General features: G+C 65.0%; 18 protein-coding genes. 10 read left to right on the forward strand and 8 right to left on the reverse strand.

All coding sequences use genetic code 11. The features are described from left to right. Positions 1–119 precede the first annotated feature (119 nt). From trxB to E3O23_RS10605, 4 genes are all read left to right on the forward strand, one after another. Positions 120–1,094, forward strand: a complete 975-nt coding sequence (trxB, locus tag E3O23_RS10590; RefSeq protein ID WP_134490824.1) for a thioredoxin-disulfide reductase — start codon at positions 120–122, stop codon at positions 1,092–1,094. A 10-nt stretch (positions 1,095–1,104) separates the two neighbouring features. Next, positions 1,105–1,428, forward strand: a complete 324-nt coding sequence (gene trxA, locus E3O23_RS10595; protein WP_134490826.1) for a thioredoxin — start codon at positions 1,105–1,107, stop codon at positions 1,426–1,428. Between the two features lie 151 nt (positions 1,429–1,579). Continuing rightward, a complete protein-coding gene (locus E3O23_RS10600) occupies positions 1,580–2,899 on the forward strand; it encodes an aminotransferase-like domain-containing protein (RefSeq protein WP_134490828.1) in 1,320 nt (439 codons plus the stop codon). 39 nt (positions 2,900–2,938) lie between these two features. Beyond that, positions 2,939–3,895 (forward strand): D-alanine--D-alanine ligase family protein, encoded by a 957-nt coding sequence (locus tag E3O23_RS10605; protein WP_134490830.1) that lies wholly within the window; start codon positions 2,939–2,941, stop codon positions 3,893–3,895. A gap of 2,353 nt (positions 3,896–6,248) precedes the next feature. Here E3O23_RS10605 and E3O23_RS10615 read toward each other — a convergent pair. The 8 genes from E3O23_RS10615 to rpmH form a co-directional block, all read right to left on the reverse strand. Further along, entirely contained in the window at positions 6,249–7,226 is a 978-nt protein-coding gene (locus tag E3O23_RS10615) for a ParB/RepB/Spo0J family partition protein (protein WP_166790489.1), read from the reverse strand. Beyond that, complete coding sequence (locus E3O23_RS10620; protein WP_134490834.1) at positions 7,226–8,155, reverse strand: ParA family protein; 930 nt, start codon at positions 8,153–8,155, stop codon at positions 7,226–7,228. The genes E3O23_RS10615 and E3O23_RS10620 overlap by 1 nt, the downstream gene beginning before the upstream one ends. An 89-nt stretch (positions 8,156–8,244) precedes the next feature. Then, positions 8,245–8,874, reverse strand: a complete 630-nt coding sequence (rsmG, locus tag E3O23_RS10625; protein ID WP_134490836.1) for a 16S rRNA (guanine(527)-N(7))-methyltransferase RsmG — start codon at positions 8,872–8,874, stop codon at positions 8,245–8,247. Between the two features lie 14 nt (positions 8,875–8,888). Next, entirely contained in the window at positions 8,889–9,470 is a 582-nt protein-coding gene (locus E3O23_RS10630; protein WP_134490838.1) for a Jag family protein, read from the reverse strand. 13 nt (positions 9,471–9,483) lie between these two features. After that, positions 9,484–10,458 carry a membrane protein insertase YidC gene (gene yidC, locus E3O23_RS10635; RefSeq protein ID WP_134490840.1) on the reverse strand — a complete coding sequence of 325 codons (975 nt, stop codon included), beginning with the start codon at positions 10,456–10,458 and terminating at the stop codon, positions 9,484–9,486. Between the two features lie 8 nt (positions 10,459–10,466). Further along, a complete protein-coding gene (gene yidD, locus E3O23_RS10640) occupies positions 10,467–10,778 on the reverse strand; it encodes a membrane protein insertion efficiency factor YidD (protein WP_134490842.1) in 312 nt (103 codons plus the stop codon). Next, positions 10,775–11,131 (reverse strand): ribonuclease P protein component, encoded by a 357-nt coding sequence (gene rnpA / locus E3O23_RS10645; protein ID WP_134490844.1) that lies wholly within the window; start codon positions 11,129–11,131, stop codon positions 10,775–10,777. The genes yidD and rnpA overlap by 4 nt, the downstream gene beginning before the upstream one ends. A 7-nt stretch (positions 11,132–11,138) precedes the next feature. After that, on the reverse strand, positions 11,139–11,276 hold the full coding sequence (rpmH, locus tag E3O23_RS10650; RefSeq protein ID WP_010204566.1) for a 50S ribosomal protein L34: 138 nt from the start codon (positions 11,274–11,276) through the stop codon (positions 11,139–11,141). A 547-nt stretch (positions 11,277–11,823) separates the two neighbouring features. On the opposite strand from rpmH, the gene dnaA reads away from it, so the two are divergent. From dnaA to gyrB, 6 genes are all read left to right on the forward strand, one after another. Next, the gene (dnaA, locus tag E3O23_RS10655) at positions 11,824–13,176 is read left to right on the forward strand and encodes a chromosomal replication initiator protein DnaA (RefSeq protein WP_420897663.1); all 1,353 of its coding nucleotides are present in this window, start codon (positions 11,824–11,826) and stop codon (positions 13,174–13,176) included. 358 nt (positions 13,177–13,534) lie between these two features. Further along, positions 13,535–14,683, forward strand: coding sequence for a DNA polymerase III subunit beta (gene dnaN, locus E3O23_RS10660; protein WP_134490848.1), 1,149 nt, complete (start codon positions 13,535–13,537; stop codon positions 14,681–14,683). Positions 14,684–14,712: 29 nt separating this feature from the next. Beyond that, positions 14,713–15,600 carry a phosphogluconate dehydrogenase (NAD(+)-dependent, decarboxylating) gene (gnd, locus tag E3O23_RS10665; protein WP_134490850.1) on the forward strand — a complete coding sequence of 296 codons (888 nt, stop codon included), beginning with the start codon at positions 14,713–14,715 and terminating at the stop codon, positions 15,598–15,600. A gap of 6 nt (positions 15,601–15,606) precedes the next feature. Then, on the forward strand, positions 15,607–16,782 hold the full coding sequence (recF, locus tag E3O23_RS10670; RefSeq protein ID WP_134490852.1) for a DNA replication/repair protein RecF: 1,176 nt from the start codon (positions 15,607–15,609) through the stop codon (positions 16,780–16,782). Positions 16,783–16,790: 8 nt separating this feature from the next. Then, positions 16,791–17,279, forward strand: coding sequence for a DciA family protein (locus tag E3O23_RS10675; protein WP_134490854.1), 489 nt, complete (start codon positions 16,791–16,793; stop codon positions 17,277–17,279). Between the two features lie 122 nt (positions 17,280–17,401). Further along, positions 17,402–19,378, forward strand: a complete 1,977-nt coding sequence (gene gyrB / locus E3O23_RS10680) for a DNA topoisomerase (ATP-hydrolyzing) subunit B (protein WP_134490856.1) — start codon at positions 17,402–17,404, stop codon at positions 19,376–19,378. Positions 19,379–19,396: the final 18 nt, after the last annotated feature.

Here is a 19,396-nt window from a genome sequence, read left to right on the forward strand (position 1 = left end):
CAGCCTCCCGGTGGGAGGGCGCGGAATAGCATCCGATTAGGATGTGTTGTACCGGGCAGTGAGCGACAATCCCGATCGCTTCTACCCGCTTTTCCCCAGAATTCAAGGAGTGTGCCCGCGTGCGCCAGATCATCATCATCGGCTCCGGCCCCGCCGGTTACACGGCAGCGATCTACGCCGCCAGGGCGAACCTTCAGCCGCTGCTGATCGCCAGCTCGGTCGAGGCCGGCGGTGAGCTGATGAACACCACGGACGTGGAGAACTTCCCCGGTTTCCCCGAGGGAGTGCAGGGCCCCGACCTGATGACCAAGATGCAGGAGCAGGCCGAACGCTTCGGCACCGAGGTCGTCTACGACGACGTCTCGGCGGTTGACCTCACCGGCCCGATCAAGACCGTCACCCTGGGCTCCGGCGAGACGCACGAGGCGCTTGCCGTGATCGTCGCCACCGGCTCGGCGTACCGCAAGCTCGGCCTGAGCGACGAAGAGCGCCTGTCCGGCCACGGCGTCTCCTGGTGCGCCACCTGCGACGGCTTCTTCTTCAAGGGCAAGACCATCGCCGTTGTCGGCGGCGGGGACTCCGCGATGGAGGAGGCGACCTTCCTCACCCGTTTCGCCAGCAAGGTTTATGTCATTCACCGCAAGGACACCCTCCGAGCCTCCAAGATCATGCAGGAGCGCGCCTTCGCCAACGACAAGATCGAGTTCATCTGGAACTCCGAGGTCGCGGGCATCCTGGGCGCGGATGCCGTCGAAGGCGTCCAGCTGCGCGACACCGTGACCGGCGTCGAGAGCACCCTCGAGCTGGGCGGGCTGTTCGTCGCGATCGGCAACGACCCGCGGACCCACCTCGTGCACGGCCAGCTGGACCTCACCCCCGACGGCACCATCTCCGTCGGCGGCCGGTCCTCGAAGACCAGCCAGGCCGGGGTGTTCGCGGCGGGCGACGTTGTCGACCCGACCTACCGCCAGGCCGTCACCGCCGCGGCATCCGGTTGTGTCTCGGCCCTGGACGCCGAGCACTACCTCTCCACACTTCCCCAGGATCTGCTGGCGAAGGCCAGCGAAACCGAACTTGCAAGCGTTACCAACTAAGGAGAATGACATGACTGCACGTGCCGTCACCGAGGCAACCTTCGACCAGGAAGTCATCAACAACGAGAAGACCGTTCTGGTGGACTTCTGGGCCGAGTGGTGTGGCCCCTGTCGCGCCGTCAGCCCGATCCTGGACCAGATCGCGCATGAGCACGCCGACAAGCTCGACATCGTCAAGCTGAACGTCGACGACCACCCTGGCCTGGCCGCGAAGTACCAGATCACCTCCATCCCCGCGATGAAGGTGTTCCAGAAGGGCGAGGTCGTCAAGACCGTCATCGGCGCCAAGCCCAAGCCCGCCCTCGAAGCCGACCTGGCCGCCTACCTCGCGTAGCCGACCGGCCAGTTCCTGAGGAACGACAGACCCGTCCGGCTCACGCCGGGCGGGTCTTTTCTTGTGCTCCCGGCGGGTCCCGCACTGGACACATTTCGAAGGGGCCGGAGAACACCCCATACGATGAAGAGCACACCAGATCGGACGTGACGTGACAGAACAGGGCTCCTCCCAGGCCGGAAACAATCTCGACCCGTGGTACCACCACTACGCGGACCGAGCCGCCGGCTTGCGCGCTTCCGAGGTGCGCGCCCTGTTCGCCGTGGCCTCCCGCCCCGAGGTCGTCTCGTTGGCCGGCGGGATGCCCTATGTGGCGGCCCTGCCGCAGGACCTTGTCATCGACGCCATGGAGCGTGTCATGCGCGAGCGGGGTGCCGTCGCGCTCCAGTACGGCTCCGGTCAGGGTATCCCCCTGCTCCGCGAGCAGATCCTCGACGTGATGGCGCTGGAAGGCATCCGTGCCAACGCCGATGATGTCGTCGTTACGACCGGATCGCAGCACGCCCTGGAACTGGTCAGCAAGCTGTTCCTCGACCCCGGCGACGTCGTTCTCTCCGAGGGACCGAGCTATGTCACGGCCCTCGTGATCTTCAAGTCGTACCAGGCCGAGGTCGAGCACGTCCCGATGGACAAGAACGGCCTCATCCCGGAAGCGCTTCGCGAGCATATCGCCCGGCTCAAGTCCGCGGGCAAGAGGATCAAGTTCCTGTACACGATCCCGAGCTTCCACAACCCGGCCGGCGTCACCCTGAGCTGGGAGCGGCGGCTCGAAATCCTCCAGATCGCGCGGCAGAACGACATCCTCGTGCTGGAGGACAACCCGTACGGATTGTTGTACTTCGATCAACCGGCGCCGGATGCCATGCGCTCCGTCGAAGAGGACGGCGTCGTGTACCTCGGCACCTTCTCGAAGACCCTGGCCCCGGGCTTCCGCGTGGGCTGGGCGCTTGCCCCGCACGCCATCCGGGAGAAGCTCGTGCTGGCCAACGAGGCCGCCGTGCTCTCGCCCAGTTCGTTCACCCAGTCGGTCATCTCCGAATACCTGTCCACCGCCGACTGGAAGGGACAGATCAACACGTTCCGCGGCGTTTACCACGAGCGCAAGAACGCCCTCGTCGGCGCGCTGGAGGAATACCTGCCGGAACTGACCTGGACGAACCCCAATGGCGGCTTCTATGTCTGGGTCACCCTCCCGGATGAGCTCGATTCCAAGGCGATGCTGCCTCGGGCGGTCACCGAGCTCGTCGCGTACACGCCGGGGACGGCCTTCTTCGGCAATGGCGACGGGCGCCAGAACATGCGGCTGTCATTCTGCTACCCGACCCCCGAGCATATTCGGATCGGTGTGCGACGGCTGGCCACGGTCATCAGGGACGAACTGGACCTCCTGGACACCTTCGCCGGTACCGGCTCGCTGCACGCGCCGAGCGCCGACTCGCGCTTCGGCTCCCCGCCGCCCGACGCCTCCTGATCTCGTCCGTCCCAGCTAGAGCAAGGAAACCTCACGATCATGACAAAATTCGCAGCCCTCGACATCGTTGTGCTCGCTGGCGGGATCTCGCACGAGCGTGAGGTCTCGCTTCGTTCGGGGCGCCGCCTGGCGGACGCCCTGGCTGGGCTGGGCCACAAGGTCACCGTGATCGACCCGCACGCCGGGCTGCTCTCCGAGCTCATCGGTCACAACCCGGATGTCATCTGGCCGACGCTGCACGGCGCGACCGGCGAGGACGGGGCGCTCCTCGCCCTGATCGCGACCACCGGGATCCCCCACATCGGTTCGCGCGGAGAAGCGGCCGCCCTGGCCTGGTCGAAGCCCACGGCCAAGGAGCTCGTGCGTCGCGCCGGCTACGCGACGCCGGCATCCATCGCCCTATCCAAGGAGACCTTCCGCGACCTCGGCGCGACGAGCGTGCTGGAACGGCTCCTGGCCGCGCTCCCCTCCCCGCTGGTGGTCAAGCCCGCGCAGGGCGGGTCCGCGCAGGGCGTGACGATCGTCACAGCGCCCGCCGGCCTGCCGCGCGCCATGGTCGACGCCTACGCCTACGCCGATGTGGCCCTCGTCGAGGCACGAATCACCGGGACCGAGGTCGCGGTGACCGTCGTCGACAAGGGCGACGGCCCGACCGCGCTCCCGGCGGTCGAAATCGTTCCGGTCAGCGGCGTGTACAGCTTCGAGGCTCGCTACAACGCCGGCGAGACCCTGTTCTACGCCCCCGCGCGCATGGCGCCGGAGGTGACCGCGGTGGTCGAGGAGACCGCAGTGGCCATCCACTCCCTCCTTGGGCTGCGCCACCTCTCCCGGATCGACCTCATCGTCGATGCCGCGGGGACGCCGTGGTTCCTCGAGGCGAATGCGCTGCCCGGCCTCACCGAGACCTCCCTCGTCCCGCAGGCGATCGAGGCATCCGGCGAGTCCCTGGGCGCGGTATACGACGCGCTCGCCCGTGCGGCCCTCGCCGGGGCCTGAGTTCGCAGGGGTGTCCTGAGCCTCCGTAGTGCTGGACTCCTCAAGGCTCCCCTCCCCCGCTCCCGCGCAGGTCGTCTCGGCCACGGCGGGGCCCTGGCGGCTTGCGATGTTTCACGTGAAACGCTCGGGCGTTGGCCCGGCCGGCCCGCTGCGTTCGCCGGGACTTCAGCCCACGTTCTGCGCGCGCTGAACTCGCGGTCCGCCCGCGATGCCGGCGCGATCCGGGATGTTTCACGTGAAACGCGGCCAGTCGACGGCGAGCAGGTGATGTCATGTCCAATAAAATACCTGATCAAGCGCAATTTTCTGACGTCACGCCAAATCCCATGGATCCGGATCGATGCACGCGCGGCGCGGCGCGACCGAGCCTGCCTGGGTCGGCGTGCCTGCAGTCGAGCCGGAGTCCGCCAGCGCCTCCGAGCCTGCCGACCCACCCACCCGTCGGCCCCGGGCCGAGCTGGTGTGCGGCGAACTCAGCAGAGTCCGGCGGCACTGGCCGAATCGGCGCGCCAGGGCCGCCTCCTGTGCCTGATCTCCTGAGTTGCCCCCTCCCTCTCCTCCGCAAGTCATCCTCAACCGGTCCCGACCGGCGGTGCCGATGACTGGCTATCACTCTTCACTGGCGCCCTCTACTGGCGCCGTTCACCGACGCCGTTCACCGGCGTCCTTCACCGGCGGCGTCCCTCACCGGCGACCCTCACCGGCGCCGCAGGCTGTCGCATGAATTCACGCGAAACACGACTGCGGCTCCACGCAACGACCACGCGGACGCGTCCTACCAAGAAATCGACCCGCGAGCGGCAATTTCGGAGATTCCGGATACACCGGTGGGAATCCGCACTACATCGGCGTGCCTGCCCCGGATCTCCTGAGTTGACCACGCGCGGAACTCACCGGCGGCTCCCGGTCACGAGTCGGGTCATGTTTCACGTGAAACCTGGCGGTTCCACTTCAGTGGCCCTCCCCCGAACCGGAGCCGGCGAGGGAGCGCCGACCGCAAGTGGTCAACTCAGGAGAACCGACCCGATTCAGGCCGAACAGTGCCAGACGAGGTGGAATGCGCACGAATCTCCTGAGTTCGCCACGGGGATCACCCCTTGCCCACCTGGGGCTAGCCCCGCGGCGGGCAGCGGGGAGCGAGGTCCGTGCAGCGGGCAGCGGGGAGCGGGCACCGGGCACCGGGGAGCGGGCGCCGGGCACCGGGCAGCGGACACCGGGCAGCGGACACCGGACAGCGGACAGCGGGCAGCGGGCAGCGGGCGATGTTTCACGTGAAACCCCGCGGTCCTGGACCGAGTTGACGGCGCAGACATTCCTCGGCCATCCGGAATTCCACGCTGCTGTTCTCGACTGCCGGCCCAGGTCGCCACAAGGGAGGAAATCCGGCCAATCCGGGCACGTATCGCTGCTAATGGACGCAATTCGGCGAAGGCCAGCGTGCTGGGGTCTAAAGTCGGCTCCGGAGCAGGCACCTGCAAGTGCAAGCGGCCCGCAGGACGGCCGTCACAGGGGACAGCTGACGACTAGTTCTTACACAGCCGAGCGCGCGATGCACGCAAATTCGAAGCCGCGTCTTGCACGCACGGAATCGGCTTCTGTGGGCCATGTTTCACGTGAAACTTGCCGAACGGCACTCATGGTCGTAGGGAAACGCCCTCGAAATCGAGCACGTGTCGCCGCATGCCATGTGTCCCGACCCCCGGGCTAATGCCTGGCTCTGCTTCCTTCTGTTGTGGCCGCCGACCCTGACTGCCGGCGGCCGTCGGGCGACGGGGCAACCGAGACCTCGTCAGGTGTGGCAGTATTTCACGTGAAACACACCCTCCCCCACCAGTGGCGTCCGAAGGCGAAGCGCCATGCGACCGGGTTCGCTCGCTTCTCCTGCCTCGGGCCGGGAAATGACACAGGGCGCGAATCGCCTCTCGCCGCCGGCATCTCCTTATCCCAGCATCCGGCAGGCAGCAGGAGGCAGCAGGAGGCAGCAGGAGGCAGCATGTTTCACGTGAAACATGGGGCGCGGAATGTCGGCCGGCCAAGGGCGTGCCTCCCAATGGCTAGCGCGCCGGTGATTTTGAGCTACGCGGGCGATACGCCGCTGCGCGGGTGGCGCAACGCCCGCGTAGCGGCGTGCGGCCCGCGCATCCTGCCCGCGCCACCGAACTCGGAGACACCCCCAGTCCGGCCATATCACCGTGGCTTGCCGAGCGACTCGCGCATTGACACGGCCACGCGCGAGGGGCAGATTCCGGTCCCAGCAAGTGCGACTGCCGACCGTGCGCTCGACCAACGGGCGCTCGAACGCGGTCGATTCGGCAGTTTTCGCGCCGTCAGGAACGATCCTGCGGGTCGAAAGCTAGTTGGCGCCGAAGCCCGGCTCGCCCAGGACGACAAGGATACGATTGAGGTCACCGATCGTAGCAAAATCCACTGTGATCTGGCCTTTTCTTGCTCCGAGGTTGATCTTCACCCGCGTGTCGAGGCGGTCGCCGAGGCGGTCGGCGATCTCGTCGAGGTGACCCTGACGTTTCCCGGGTGCTGGGCGCGTCGATGGCGCCTTCGGCACAGCCGACGCTGCGGCCTCGGCCGCGCGAACCGAAAGATCCTCGTTGACGATCTTGTCGGCGAGCCGGAGCATCCCCTGGTAGTCCCCCACCGACAGGATCGCCCGCGCGTGGCCGGCGCTGAGTACCCCGGCTGCCACCCGGAGCTGAACCGGTTCCGGGAGCTTCAGCAGACGCAGGGTATTGGTGATTTGCGGCCGCGACCGACCAATCCGCGTCGCGAGCTCGTCCTGGGTGATGCCGAAATCGGCCAGCAGCTGCTGGTACGCCGACGCCTCTTCCAGCGGATTGAGCTGGGCGCGGTGCAGGTTCTCGAGCAGGGCATCGCGAAGCATGTCGACATCCGCGGTCTCGCGAACCACGGCCGGGATGGTCGACAGTCCAATCGCCTTGCTCGCACGCAGGCGACGCTCTCCCATGACCAATTCATACTTGCCAGGCTGCTCCAGCAGCGGACGCACGACGATCGGCTGCAGCACGCCGACTTCGCGGATGCTGTGGATCAGTTCCGAGAGGTCGCTCTCGTCGAACACGGTGCGGGGCTGCACCGCGTTCGGAACGATGTCGGCCGGATCGAGGTGTGCCAGGCGGGCACCGGGCACGGGGAGGAGATCCTCCAGGTCATCGACGATCGCCTCGGCCGGGGCCTTGTCCGGATCCTGTCCTTCCGCGTAGGGGAAGAACACGTCCACCGGGCGCGACAGCCGAGCCGGGTCCTGGACGGGAATCAATGCGCCAATGCCGCGGCCGAGGCCAGTCCGTTTCGCCATTATTGCTGTGCTCCTGTTTCTGGGGCGCCCCGCCGGGCGATTTCTGCCGCTGCTTCGAGGTAGGAGAGCGATCCTGCGGAATTCAGGTCGTAACTGATGACACTCTGGCCGTAGCTCGGAGCCTCAGAAACGCGCACGGAACGCGGAATGAGGGTCTCGAGCACCTGGTCGGGGAAGTGGTCGCGGACATCCTGGGCCACCTGGTTGGCCAGGTTGGTGCGGCTGTCGTACATCGTGAGCAGGATCGTCGAGACCGCGAGTTCCGGATTGAGGTGCTTCTCGATCAGCTCGATATTCTTGAGCAGCTGACTGAGGCCCTCGAGCGCGTAGTACTCGCACTGGATCGGGATCAAAACCTCCCTGGCGGCCACGAAAGCATTGATCGTGAGCAGGCCCAGCGACGGGGGACAGTCGATGAAAACGTAGTGGTACGGCTCGGTCATTTCGCGCAGGTGAAGGTCAAGTGCGCGGCGCAGCCGCTGCTCACGGGCGACCAGCGACACGAGCTCGATTTCCGCTCCAGCCAGGTGAATTGTCGCCGGTACACAGAACAACGCGCCGAATTCCGGGCTCTTCTGGACGACATCCGCGAGCGGCATGTCGTTGATGATGACGTCGTAAACGCTCGGCGTTTCGGCACGGTGTTCGACTCCGAGGGCGGTGGATGCGTTCCCCTGCGGGTCGAGGTCGATCACGAGGACGCGGGCGCCCATGCGGGCCAGTGCTGCGGCGAGATTGACGGCCGTGGTCGTCTTCCCGACCCCGCCCTTCTGGTTCGACACGGTCAGGACCCGCGTCTTTTCGGGCCGGGGGAGCCTCTCGGAGGCGATCGCCTGGCGTCGACGGGTCAGGTCGGAGATCTCATGGGCAAGCGGCGTGTCGAATCCCGCTGGGCTGCTGACTTGCTGGTCTTCACCAGGATGTTTCACGTGAAACCTTTACGTTCGACGGTCGATGAGCCACCCGAAAGTGAACCTCGGTCTGTCTCTCACCCACGAGCGAGCGACGGTACCCGGGACTAATCAACTGTAGCCCTAATGACCCTCGTGACCTCTTGCAGCACGCCCTCTCCGAGCGTAATCACTTCAACATTGCTCAGTCTGTACTTGCGGATCGCCTTGGCGGCCGCGTCGATTTCGCCCTGCGCGCCGGCGCCCTTCATGAGCACCATTTCGCCGCCCGGCCGAAGCAGGGGAGCGGTCAGCGGGATGAGGGTCCGGAAGGCACTGACCGCCCGGGCGGTGACTTGGTCCAGCGGCCGCTCGAGCCGGACATCCTCGGCGCGCGCCCTCAGCACCGTCGTGTTCTCGAGGCCGAGCGCGCCCACCTGGTCGTTCAGCCAGGCCACCCGGCGCTCCATAGGCTCGATCAGCACGAACGAAACGTCCGGACGCGCGATGGCGAGGACCAGGCCCGGAAGGCCGGCACCCGATCCCACGTCGCCGACCACGCCGGGACGCAACAGGGGCGCCACAATCGCGCAGTTGAGAATGTGCCGGCTCCACAAACGAGGGAGCTCCAGCGGCCCGATCAAGCCACGAATTTCGCCCTGATCAGCTAAATTGTGAGCAAAGGCGCGCGCAACGTCGATTCTGTCGCCGAAGAGGCCCGCCGCGGCGGCAGGTTCGACCTCGAGCTGCTCCGTCATCGTGTCACGTGCTGTTAGGCGCGCGAGATGACCGTGTGGCGGTCGCGGCCTTCGCCATTGGACTCGGACACGAAGCCGCGCTCGGAGACGAGGTCGTGCACGAGCTTGCGCTCGTACGACGACATCGGCGGAAGGGCGGCATCGGCGGCGCCGGCCTCGATCCGCTCGATCGCGCGACCGACCAGGGCCGAGAGTTCGGCCTGGCGCGCCTCGCGGGATCCGCCGATGTCCAGGATCAGGCGCGAGAACGAACCCGTCTTGTTCTGAACGGCCAGTCGGGTGAGTTCCTGGAGCGCGTTGACGGTGTCCGGCTTCGACAGCACGCGCAGCGTGTCTCCTTCGGCGGCGTTGACCGACACATAGGCCCGGCCGTTTCGGGCATCGATGTCGATGTCACCGTCGAGGTCGCAGATATCCAGGAATTCCTCGATGTAATCCGCGGCGATGTCGCCTTCCCGCTCGAGCTGGTCGACGGTGGGGGAGTCTTCACCGTTGGCAGCGCTGCCCTCGGCCTCGGGGCCCACGGTCGCCTCGGGCGCGGTGGCTTCTGCAGCGTCGGCGGGCACGGTCGAGTCGGTTTCAGTCACGTCAGTCACGTCGGTCTCTCGTCTACTTCTTCGGGCCGGTTTGCTTTTTTGAACGGTTCTTGCCGACCGGCTGCTGGCGCTGCGCGGGCTTCTTCGGTTCCTCGACCACGATGATGTCGCCGTCATTCGCGACGAGCTTGCCCTTGCGGGCGAGGCGCTCCTCGCGAGCCTTGGCGGCCTCGCTGCCGGGGGTGGGCATGTTGCGGATCACGATGAACTGCTGGACCATCGTCCAAATGTTGGAGGTGAGCCAGTAGAACATGACGCCGAGGGGGAAGGCGACACCCGAGAAGGCGAAGACCAGGGGGAGCAGGTACAACATGATCCGCTGCTGCTTGAACATCGGGCTCGCCTTGGTCTCCGGCGACATGTTCTTCGAGACGATCTGCAGCTGGGTGATGAACTGGGAAGCCGTCATCAGCACCACCATGGTGGCGGCGATGATCATCACAGCGAGGATGTACGGCTCGCCGGCGACCATGTGGGTCCACTGGGTGGCAAACGAGTCGTGCAGCGGCGCCACACCGAACAGCGACGCCTGGCCGAAGCTCTCCGCCCGTGCCGCGTCGAGCGGGCCGACGCCGGCCTTGCCGTGCTGCGCATCGTTGAGCACCGAGAACAGGGCGAAGAAGATGGGCATCTGCAGCAGCAGCGGCAGGCAGGAGCTCAGCGGATTGGTGCCGGTGCGCTTGTACAGCTCCATCGTCTCGCGGGACATGGCCTCGCGGGAGAATTGGTCCTTCTTGCCCTTGTACTTGTCCTGGATCTTCTTCAGCTGGGGCGCAACCTCGAGCATCTTGCGCTGGCTCTTGATCTGCCTGACGAAGATCGGGATCAGGGCGGCTCGCACCACGAGCACGAGGCCCACGATGGAGAGAACCCAGGTGATGCCATCGTCGTAGCCGAGGCCCATGTTCGAAAACAGCCAGTGGAAGGCGACAAGAAGAAGCTCCACCGCCCACTTCAGTGGCCAGAGGATGATTCCTAGGAGGTCCATACTTCGGGTCAGCCCTTTCCATGGCTTGGTGCGACTACAAATCCAAAGGATGTCACGCGATAGCGACGTGTGCGCTTGAGCGGGACATCATCCACTCCGCCGGCGGCCCACGGATGACACCGGGCGAGGCGCCTGGCGGCCAGGCCCGATCCAATGACGAGGCCGTGTTCCTGAACCGCGGTCAGGGCGTAGGCCGAGCACGAGGGATAGTACCGGCAGACGTCCCCGTAGAGGGGCGAAATCACCGCGCGATACACGCGAAGCAGGAGAACCCCCACATTGCGGGGAAACAGCAGGACAGTCGCAACCACCCTGTTCACGTCTGGTCAACCATCTGCCGGGCGCCGCCCTTGATGAGCGCCTCTGAGAGTTCGGCCCGGAGAACCGGCCAGCTTGCATCCAGCGCCGAGGGCAAAGCGCGCACCACGACATCCGTTCCCGGTCGGACCGAGGCCAGGATCTCGTAGCCGGCCGCCTTCAGCCGTCGACGAACGCGATTGCGGCTCACTGCGCCACCCACATTCTTTGCGACGATGAAACCAAAACGCGCCGGGGCATCCTCACGGCTCTTGCGAACGTACGTGACCGTATGGGGTGCGACAAAGCGCAATCCCCGTCGAACAACGGCTTTGTAGTCGCTCCCGCTCGTGATGCGATTGGCCCCGGCGAGCATCGGAGGCTTAAGCGGAGAGTTCGGTGCGACCCTTGCGACGGCGGGCACCGAGGATTGCGCGGCCGGCGCGGGTGCGCATACGCAAACGGAAGCCGTGCACCTTCGCGCGACGACGGTTGTTCGGCTGGAACGTTCTCTTGCTCATTGCTCAATCTCCACGTGTTGGTATCCGCAGGCCAGGACAATGGCCGGGAAAAAAAATAGCTAGCCCTCGGGCTGGGGTCAACCTACTAAAACTACGGCCTCGCCCTGTTTTGGTCAAACCCAGCAGGCCCAAACGACCGATTCTGCATAAGAATCCCGGTAATCCTCGGAGTGACACGCGGCAAGATCACAGCTAATTTGGACTGACTCTTGGCGATTGACTACCGTGAGGACAAGTTATCCACAGGTTCGGGCAGGAAACCTGTGAGTTCGGCCGGATTTACACACAGGCAGTGGATAACTTTGTGGATGCTTTGTTCGGCGATTAAATCGATGTCCAGAGCGATGTCCGAAGCACAAGTGCGACCCAGCACCAACCCAGCACCAACCCAGCACCAACCCAGCACCAACCCAGCACCAACCCAGCGGCTTCCGGCCCGAGCGGAATTTTCAGAGATTAGGAAACCATGGCAGACGGAGAACAGCCGATAACGGACACCTGGCGGTCGGTGCTGACCACCCTGGAGTCCGACGACAGCATCACTCCAATGCTCTATGGCTTTCTTACCCTGGTCGAACCCAAGGGAATCGCCGCCGGCACCTTCTACCTTGAGGTGCCCAACGAATTCACGGCAAGCATGCTCAACCAGCGCATGCGCGTTCCGCTGCTGATGGCGATGGGCCAGCTCGACGAAGCCAGCGCGGTCTCCAGTTTCTACGTCGTGGTGAATCCCGAACTCGAGCAGGAATCGTTGCGGCCCCAGCAACACCAGCAGCAAAACGAGCCAGCCTCGCGAGCGAGTGTCGAAACGCCGGCGGCACCGCTGTCGGTCTTCGAGACCACCTCACCCGAGCGGCCGCACGACACCCGGCTCAATTCGAAGTACAGCTTCGACAACTTCGTGATCGGCCAGTCCAACCGGTTCGCCCATGCCGCCGCGGTCGCGGTCGCGGAGGCTCCCGCGAAGGCCTACAACCCCCTGTTCATCTACGGCTCGAGTGGACTGGGGAAGACCCACCTCCTGCACGCCATCGGTCACTACGCGATGAGCCTGTACCCGGGCATCCGCGTTCGTTATGTCAGTTCAGAGGAATTCACGAACGACTTCATCAACTCGATCGCCAACAACCGCGGGTCTGCCTTCCAGTCGCGGTACCGCAACATCGACATCCTGATGATCGATGACATCCAGTTCCTGCAAGGCAAGGCGGAGACGCAGGAAGCCTTCTTCCACACCTTCAACACCCTGCACGACCACAACAAGCAGGTCGTCATCACCAGCGATCTGCCGCCCAAGCACCTGACCGGTTTCGAAGACCGGATGAGGTCGCGCTTCGAGTGGGGCCTGATCACGGATGTCCAGGCTCCCGACCTCGAGACCCGCATCGCCATCCTGCGCAAGAAGGCCCAGAGCGAGAAGCTCCAGGTCCCCGACGACATTCTCGAGTTCATGGCCTCCAAGGTCTCCTCGAACATCCGCGAGCTCGAAGGAACACTCATTCGCGTCACGGCCTTCGCGAGCCTGAACCGCACCCCGGTCGACATGGACCTCGTGCAGACGGTGCTCAAGGACCTGATCACCCTCGACGAGGACAATGTGATCGCCCCGGTCGACATCATCACCAACACGGCCGACTACTTCAAGCTGACCGTTGACGACCTCTACGGCTCCTCCCGGTCCCAGGCCGTGGCGACGGCCAGGCAGATCGCCATGTACCTGTGCCGGGAGCTGACCAACCTCTCCCTGCCCAAGATCGGCCAGCTGTTCGGCAACCGCGACCACACCACGGTGATGTACGCGAACAAGAAGATCAGTGAGCTCATGAAGGAGCGCCGGTCGATCTACAACCAGGTCACCGAGCTCACGAACCGCATCAAACAGAACCATCGCTACAAGTAACTGACAAATACTTCTAGTTTCCACCTGTGGAAACTCCTGTGGAAACTCGCTGAACAACAGGGCTCAATCTGTTGAAACTCGACGGCCGCCTGTGAAAACTCTTGTCATGGCTTCCGGGGGCTCCCAACTTCTTGTCATTTAATCCCACAGACCGCTAACAACTTACAAACGTGTAGTTCCCAACGATCAGGCTGTATCCACAGAGTTATCCACAGTTTCCACAGCGGTTAAGACCATTAACAAGAATTCTTATATCTCTCCATCCGACAACCTTTACTGCCCAGCGGCGCTGGTCACCGGCTCGCTGCGGAACACGACTAGCATTGAGCCACCCACCGCCTTCGACAGGAGTAACTTCGTGAGATTCCAGGCCAACCGGGACGTTTTCAGCGAAGCTGTATCGTTTGCGGTCAAGCTTCTCCCCCAGCGCACCACCCTGCCGATCCTCAGTGGCGTGCTGATTGAAGCGACCGAGACCGGGCTGATCCTCTCGTCGTTCGACTACGAAGTCTCGGCCCAGACCGAAATCGCCGCCGATGTCGAAGAAACCGGCAAGGTTCTCGTCTCCGGCCGGCTGCTGGCCGAGATCGCCAGCCGGATGCCCAACGCCCCGGTTCGGTTCTCGACCAATGAGTCGCGCATTTCGGTCAGCTGCGGCTCGGCGAACTTCACGCTCCTGTCCATGCCGGTCGAGGAATATCCCAGCATTCCTCAGGTTGGCGCCCAGTCCGGCCTCGTTCCCGCCGAAGAATTCGCCATGGCCGTCGGCCAGGTCGCCGTCGCCGCCTCCCGTGACGATGTCACCCCCGTGATCACGGGGGTCCAACTCGAAATAACCGAGAACAGCCTGAGCCTGGTGGCCACGGACCGCTACCGCGTCGCCGTGCGTGAAATCGACTGGGACCGCGGCTCAAACGAAGGCCAGGGCACGATCACCGCGCTGGTCCCGGCCCGCACCCTGCAGGAGGTCGGCAAGACGTTCGGCCACAGCGGCACCATCTCGGTGGCCATCACCAGCACGGATGACCGCGAACTCATCGCCTTCACGGCGGAGAAGAAGACCGTGACGTCCTTGCTGATCAAGGGCAATTTCCCGCCCGTCCGGCGCTTGTTCCCCGAGACCGTTGACAACTACGCGGTGATCAACACCGCCGAACTGATCGAGGCGACCCGGCGCGTGCAGCTCGTCCTCGAGCGCGAAGCGGCCCTGCGCTTCACCTTCGCCGCCGACGGCCTGACCCTCGAGGCGATCGGTTCCGAGCAGGCCCAGGCCTCCGAGAAGATCGATGCGATCCTCTCCGGCACGGAGACCGTCGTCTCACTGAAGCCGCAGTTCCTGCTGGACGGCCTCGGCGCTGTTCACTCCGAGTTCGTGCGGATCTCGTTCACGAAGACCGAGAACCCGAACAAGCCCGGCCCGGTTCTCATCACCAGCCAGAATTCGCGCGACCAGCCGGGAGCCGACAGCTACAAGTACCTGCTGCAGCCCAACCTCCTCCTGCGCTAAGGCCCCGCGTTCTCGTCAAAGGATTTTCCATGCACATTGGCATCATCGGCCTCGGCAAGATGGGCGCGAACATGCGCAGCCGGATGCGCGAAGCCGGCCTTGAGGTCACGGGGTACGACCGCAATCCCGACGTAACCGACGTGGCATCCACGGCCGACCTCATCCAGGCACTTCCGGTTCCCCGGATCGTCTGGATCATGGTTCCGGCCGGCGCGATCACCGATTCGGTGGTTGAGGAACTCTCCGGGCTGCTGGCCGAAGGCGATCTCGTCATCGACGGCGGCAATTCACGCTTCACCGACGACTTCCGCCACGCGGAACTGCTCGAAAGGACCGGCGTGCACTATCTCGACGCCGGTGTGTCGGGCGGAATCTGGGGCCTGAAGAACGGCTACGGCCTGATGGTCGGCGGTGCGGCCGACCAGGTCGAGCGGGCGATGCCCATTTTCGACGCCCTGCGTCCGGAGGGACCGCGCGAAGAAGGCTTCGTTCACGCCGGAGCCGTCGGGGCGGGCCACTACGCGAAGATGGTGCACAACGGCATCGAATATGCCCTCATGCAGGCCTACGCCGAGGGATACGAACTCCTGGAAAAGCGCGACGACCTGATCCAGGACGTCCCGGCCATCTTCACCGCCTGGCAGCGCGGAACGGTCGTTCGGTCCTGGATGCTGGAGCTGCTCGTTCGCGCCCTCAAGGAAGATCCCGACCTGTCCGACATCGAGGGCTACGTCGAGGATTCCGGCGAAGGCCGGTGGACGATCGAGGAAGCGATTGCCAACGGGGTCCCTGTGCCAACGATCAGCGCATCGATTTTCGCTCGTTTCGTGTCCCGCCAGGACGACTCCCCCGCCATGAAGGCCGTCGCCGCGCTGCGCAACCAGTTCGGCGGCCACGCCGTGAAGAAGGCAGACTGACCCGGCGTGAGGGTCACACACCTGTCACTCACCGACTTCCGCAACTATGCGCAGGTCGATGTGCCGTTCCTGCCGGGACCGAATCTGATCGTGGGACGCAACGGCCAGGGCAAGACGAACCTGATCGAGGCGCTCGGCTTCCTCAGCACGCTCGGGTCGCACCGGGTATCGACCACCGCGGCGATGATTCGTGCCGGCCAGGACGCGGCGATCATTCGCGCGCGGCTCGAATACAACGGCCGGGACATCCTCACCGAGGTGCAGATCAACAGGTCGGGGCTGAACCGGGCGCAGGTGAACCGGTCGGTGATCAAGACCCGGGAACTTCCGCGGTATTTCTCGAGCGTCCTGTTCGCACCGGAGGACCTTGCCCTGGTTCGAGGCGACCCGTCCGGAAGGCGGAGGTTCCTCGACCAGCTTCTGGTGCTGCGCACGCCGCGTATCTCCGGCGTGCTCGCAGACTACGAGCGGGTGCTGAAGCAGCGCAACACGCTGTTGAAGTCGGCGCGGGCATCCGGCGTTCGTGGGAACCAGCTCGGCACCCTGGACATTTGGGACGACCGGCTGGTCGAGCTGGGCTCGGAGATCATCGACGAGCGCGCCGAACTCGTTCGCCTGCTCGGTGAACCGCTGCGGGCGGCGTATCAGTCGGTTGCCGGCGAAGACCACGGGCCGGCGTTGATTGCCACGCTGAGCATCCTCGGTGCGGATGAGGATTCGGTGGTCGAGACGGCGGCGACGCGGGTCTCGATAGGCTCGACCACCGGGGCAGGCTCGACCACCGGTACCCGGGAGCTGTTTCGGGCGGCGCTGGCGAACCTGCGCCCGAAGGAACTCGATCGCGGGTTGACCCTGGCCGGTCCGCACCGGGACGACCTCGTCTTCATGCTCAATGCCCTGCCGGCGAAGGGGTACGCCAGCCACGGGGAATCGTGGTCGTTCGCCCTGGCCCTCAAGCTCGCCTCGGCCGAGCTGCTGCGGCGCGATTCCACGAGCGGTGACCCCGTCCTGATCCTCGACGACGTGTTCGCCGAACTCGACCAGTCCCGGCGACGGCGCCTGGCCGATGCCGTTGCCGGCTTCGAACAGGTGATCATCACGGCCGCCGTATTCGAGGATGTCCCGGAGGCCCTCGCGGCACACACCGTCCACATTCGAGCGGGGGCGGTCGTCGATGGCTGAGCACGTCCATGGCTGAGCAGAGCGAAGCGGGCCGCGTCTACCTCCGTTTCAAGGACGTCTTCGGCGATCCGAATGCCAAACGATCAAGGAGCAAGCGCCGGACCAGGGACGAGGCCGGTTCCAGCGTGCCGTTCGGGGTCGGCCGAGACCCCCGCGGGCTCGGCGACGCGATCAGCTCGCTCACCATGCAACTCGGCTGGAACTCCCCCCTGGCCCAGTCCGAGCTCCTCGCCTCCTGGATCGAACTGGCCGGGGAAGAGACCGCGAAACACTCCACCCCGGCCGGAATCGACGAGGGCATTTTGACCGTGCACTGCGAGTCGACCGCGTGGTCAACGCAGCTGCGGATGATGCGCGTCGAGATCATGAATCACATCGCCGTGAAATATCCGGATGCCGGCATCGCGTCGATCCGTTTCCAGGGACCCAACGCCCCCTCCTGGAAAAAGGGCCCCAGATCAATTCCAGGGCGGGGTCCACGCGATACCTACGGGTAACCGGCCAAATTCGGTCACCCTCGCAAATAAAGCGCGCCAGATGCCCGTATGTGGCCGGGACGACTCGCCCCGTTTGGTAGACTGAATGGTCGCCCGTGCGACGGTCAGGAGCCCAATTTCAGATGTCAGTTGAACCAAAGACAGAGCCGGCGCACGAATACGGCGCAGACGATATCCAGGTTCTCGAAGGACTTGAAGCCGTACGCAAACGACCCGGAATGTACATCGGTTCGACGGGTCCCCGCGGGCTGCACCACCTGGTCTACGAGATCGTCGACAACTCCGTCGACGAGGCCCTCGCCGGCTACTGCGACACCATCGGCATCCGCATTCTCGCCGACGGCGCCGTTCGGGTCGAGGACAACGGCCGCGGCATCCCGGTCGACATCCACAAGGCTGAAGGCCGCTCGACCGTCGAGGTCGTGCTCACGGTCCTCCACGCCGGCGGAAAGTTCGGCGGCGGCGGCTACTCCGTCTCCGGCGGGCTGCACGGAGTCGGAAGCTCGGTCGTGAACGCGCTGTCGTCCCGCCTCGAGGTCGAGGTGCGCCGACAGGGACACGTCTGGCGCCAGAGCTTCGCCAACGGCGTGCCCAACGCTCCCCTGGAAAAGGGCGAGGCGTCCGACGAGACCGGCACCACCATCACCTTCTGGCCGAGCGCCGAAACGTTCGAGACCATCGAGTTCGACTACGAGACGCTCCGCGCACGGTTCCAGCAGATGGCCTTCCTCAACAAGGGACTGCGCCTCACGCTCGCCGACGAGCGGCCGGAGCACGCCGACGACGAGGGCAACGCCGTCACCAATACCTTCATGTACGAGCAGGGCCTCGTCGACTACGTCGCCTACCTGAACCGGGCCAAGAAGGCCGACCTCGTCAACGACGAGATCATCTCCTTCGAGTTCGAAGACAAAGAGCGCAAGATCGCGCTCGAGGTGGCGATGCAGTGGACCACCGCGTACACCGAAAGCGTGCACACCTACGCGAACACCATCAACACCCACGAGGGCGGCACCCACGAAGAGGGTTTCCGGGCCGCGCTCACCACGCTGGTGAACAAGTACGCCAGGGAGAAGGGCATCCTCAAGGAAAAGGATGACAACCTCACCGGCGACGACGTGCGCGAGGGCCTGACCGCGGTCGTGTCGATCAAACTCGCCGAACCGCAGTTCGAAGGCCAGACGAAGACCAAGCTGGGCAACACCGAGGCCAAGGCCTTCGTGCAGCGCGTCGCCGGCGACCAGCTGTCCGACTGGTTCAACCGCAACCCGAACCCGGCGCGCGAGATCATTCGCAAGGCCCTCCAGGCCTCGAACGCCCGGATGGCCGCGCGCAAGGCCCGTGAAACGGCCCGCCGCAAGGGCCTGCTCGAGGGCGGCGGCATGCCCGGCAAGCTGAAGGACTGCCAGAGCAAGGACCCCTCGCTCTCCGAGATCTTCATCGTCGAGGGTGACTCGGCCGGCGGGTCCGCCGTGCAGGGACGCAACCCGGAGACCCAGGCGATCCTCCCGCTCCGCGGCAAGATCCTCAACGTCGAAAAGGCGCGCCTCGACCGGGCCCTCGGCAACAACGAGGTCCAGGCGATGATCACGGCGTTCGGCGCCGGCATCGGCGAGGAATTCAACCCGGATAAGGTGCGGTACCACAAGATCGTTTTGATGGCCGACGCCGACGTCGACGGCCAGCACATCACGACCCTGCTGCTTACATTGCTGTTCCGGTATATGCGTCCGCTGATCGACCTCGGCTACGTCTATCTCGCCCAGCCGCCGCTGTACCGCCTCAAGTGGGCCAACTCCGCGCACGAGTACGTGTACTCCGACCGCGAGCGGGACGCCCTGCTTGCCGACGGCGCCGCCGCCGGCAAGCGCATCCCCAAGGACAACGGCATCCAGCGCTACAAGGGTCTCGGCGAGATGGACTACAAGGAACTGTGGGAAACCACCATGGCTCCCGAGTCCCGCACGCTGCTGCAGGTCACTCTCGATGACGCGGCCGCCGCCGATGAGATCTTCTCCACCCTGATGGGCGAGGACGTCGAGTCCCGCCGCAACTTCATCCAAAAGAACGCGAAGGACGTGCGTTTCCTTGACATCTAACGACACCCCCGACACCCC

Source organism: Cryobacterium tagatosivorans (assembly GCF_004402215.1).
In the GTDB taxonomy this organism is placed as follows: Bacteria; Actinomycetota; Actinomycetes; order Actinomycetales; family Microbacteriaceae; genus Cryobacterium; species Cryobacterium tagatosivorans.

What these genes read in the sequence shown, in the direction of transcription:
- trxA (WP_134490826.1), top strand. Translation starts at nt 1,105, where the DNA reads ATGACTGCACGTGCCGTCACCGAGGCAACCTTCGACCAGGAAGTCATC.
- E3O23_RS10605 (WP_134490830.1), top strand. Translation starts at nt 2,939, where the DNA reads ATGACAAAATTCGCAGCCCTCGACATCGTTGTGCTCGCTGGCGGGATC.
- E3O23_RS10615 (WP_166790489.1), bottom strand. Translation starts at nt 7,226, where the DNA reads ATGGCGAAACGGACTGGCCTCGGCCGCGGCATTGGCGCATTGATTCCC.
- rsmG (WP_134490836.1), bottom strand. Translation starts at nt 8,874, where the DNA reads ATGACGGAGCAGCTCGAGGTCGAACCTGCCGCCGCGGCGGGCCTCTTC.
- yidC (WP_134490840.1), bottom strand. Translation starts at nt 10,458, where the DNA reads ATGGACCTCCTAGGAATCATCCTCTGGCCACTGAAGTGGGCGGTGGAG.
- rnpA (WP_134490844.1), bottom strand. Translation starts at nt 11,131, where the DNA reads ATGCTCGCCGGGGCCAATCGCATCACGAGCGGGAGCGACTACAAAGCC.
- rpmH (WP_010204566.1), bottom strand. Translation starts at nt 11,276, where the DNA reads ATGAGCAAGAGAACGTTCCAGCCGAACAACCGTCGTCGCGCGAAGGTG.
- dnaA (WP_420897663.1), top strand. Translation starts at nt 11,824, where the DNA reads ATGCTCTATGGCTTTCTTACCCTGGTCGAACCCAAGGGAATCGCCGCC.
- gnd (WP_134490850.1), top strand. Translation starts at nt 14,713, where the DNA reads ATGCACATTGGCATCATCGGCCTCGGCAAGATGGGCGCGAACATGCGC.
- E3O23_RS10675 (WP_134490854.1), top strand. Translation starts at nt 16,791, where the DNA reads ATGGCTGAGCAGAGCGAAGCGGGCCGCGTCTACCTCCGTTTCAAGGAC.
- gyrB (WP_134490856.1), top strand. Translation starts at nt 17,402, where the DNA reads ATGTCAGTTGAACCAAAGACAGAGCCGGCGCACGAATACGGCGCAGAC.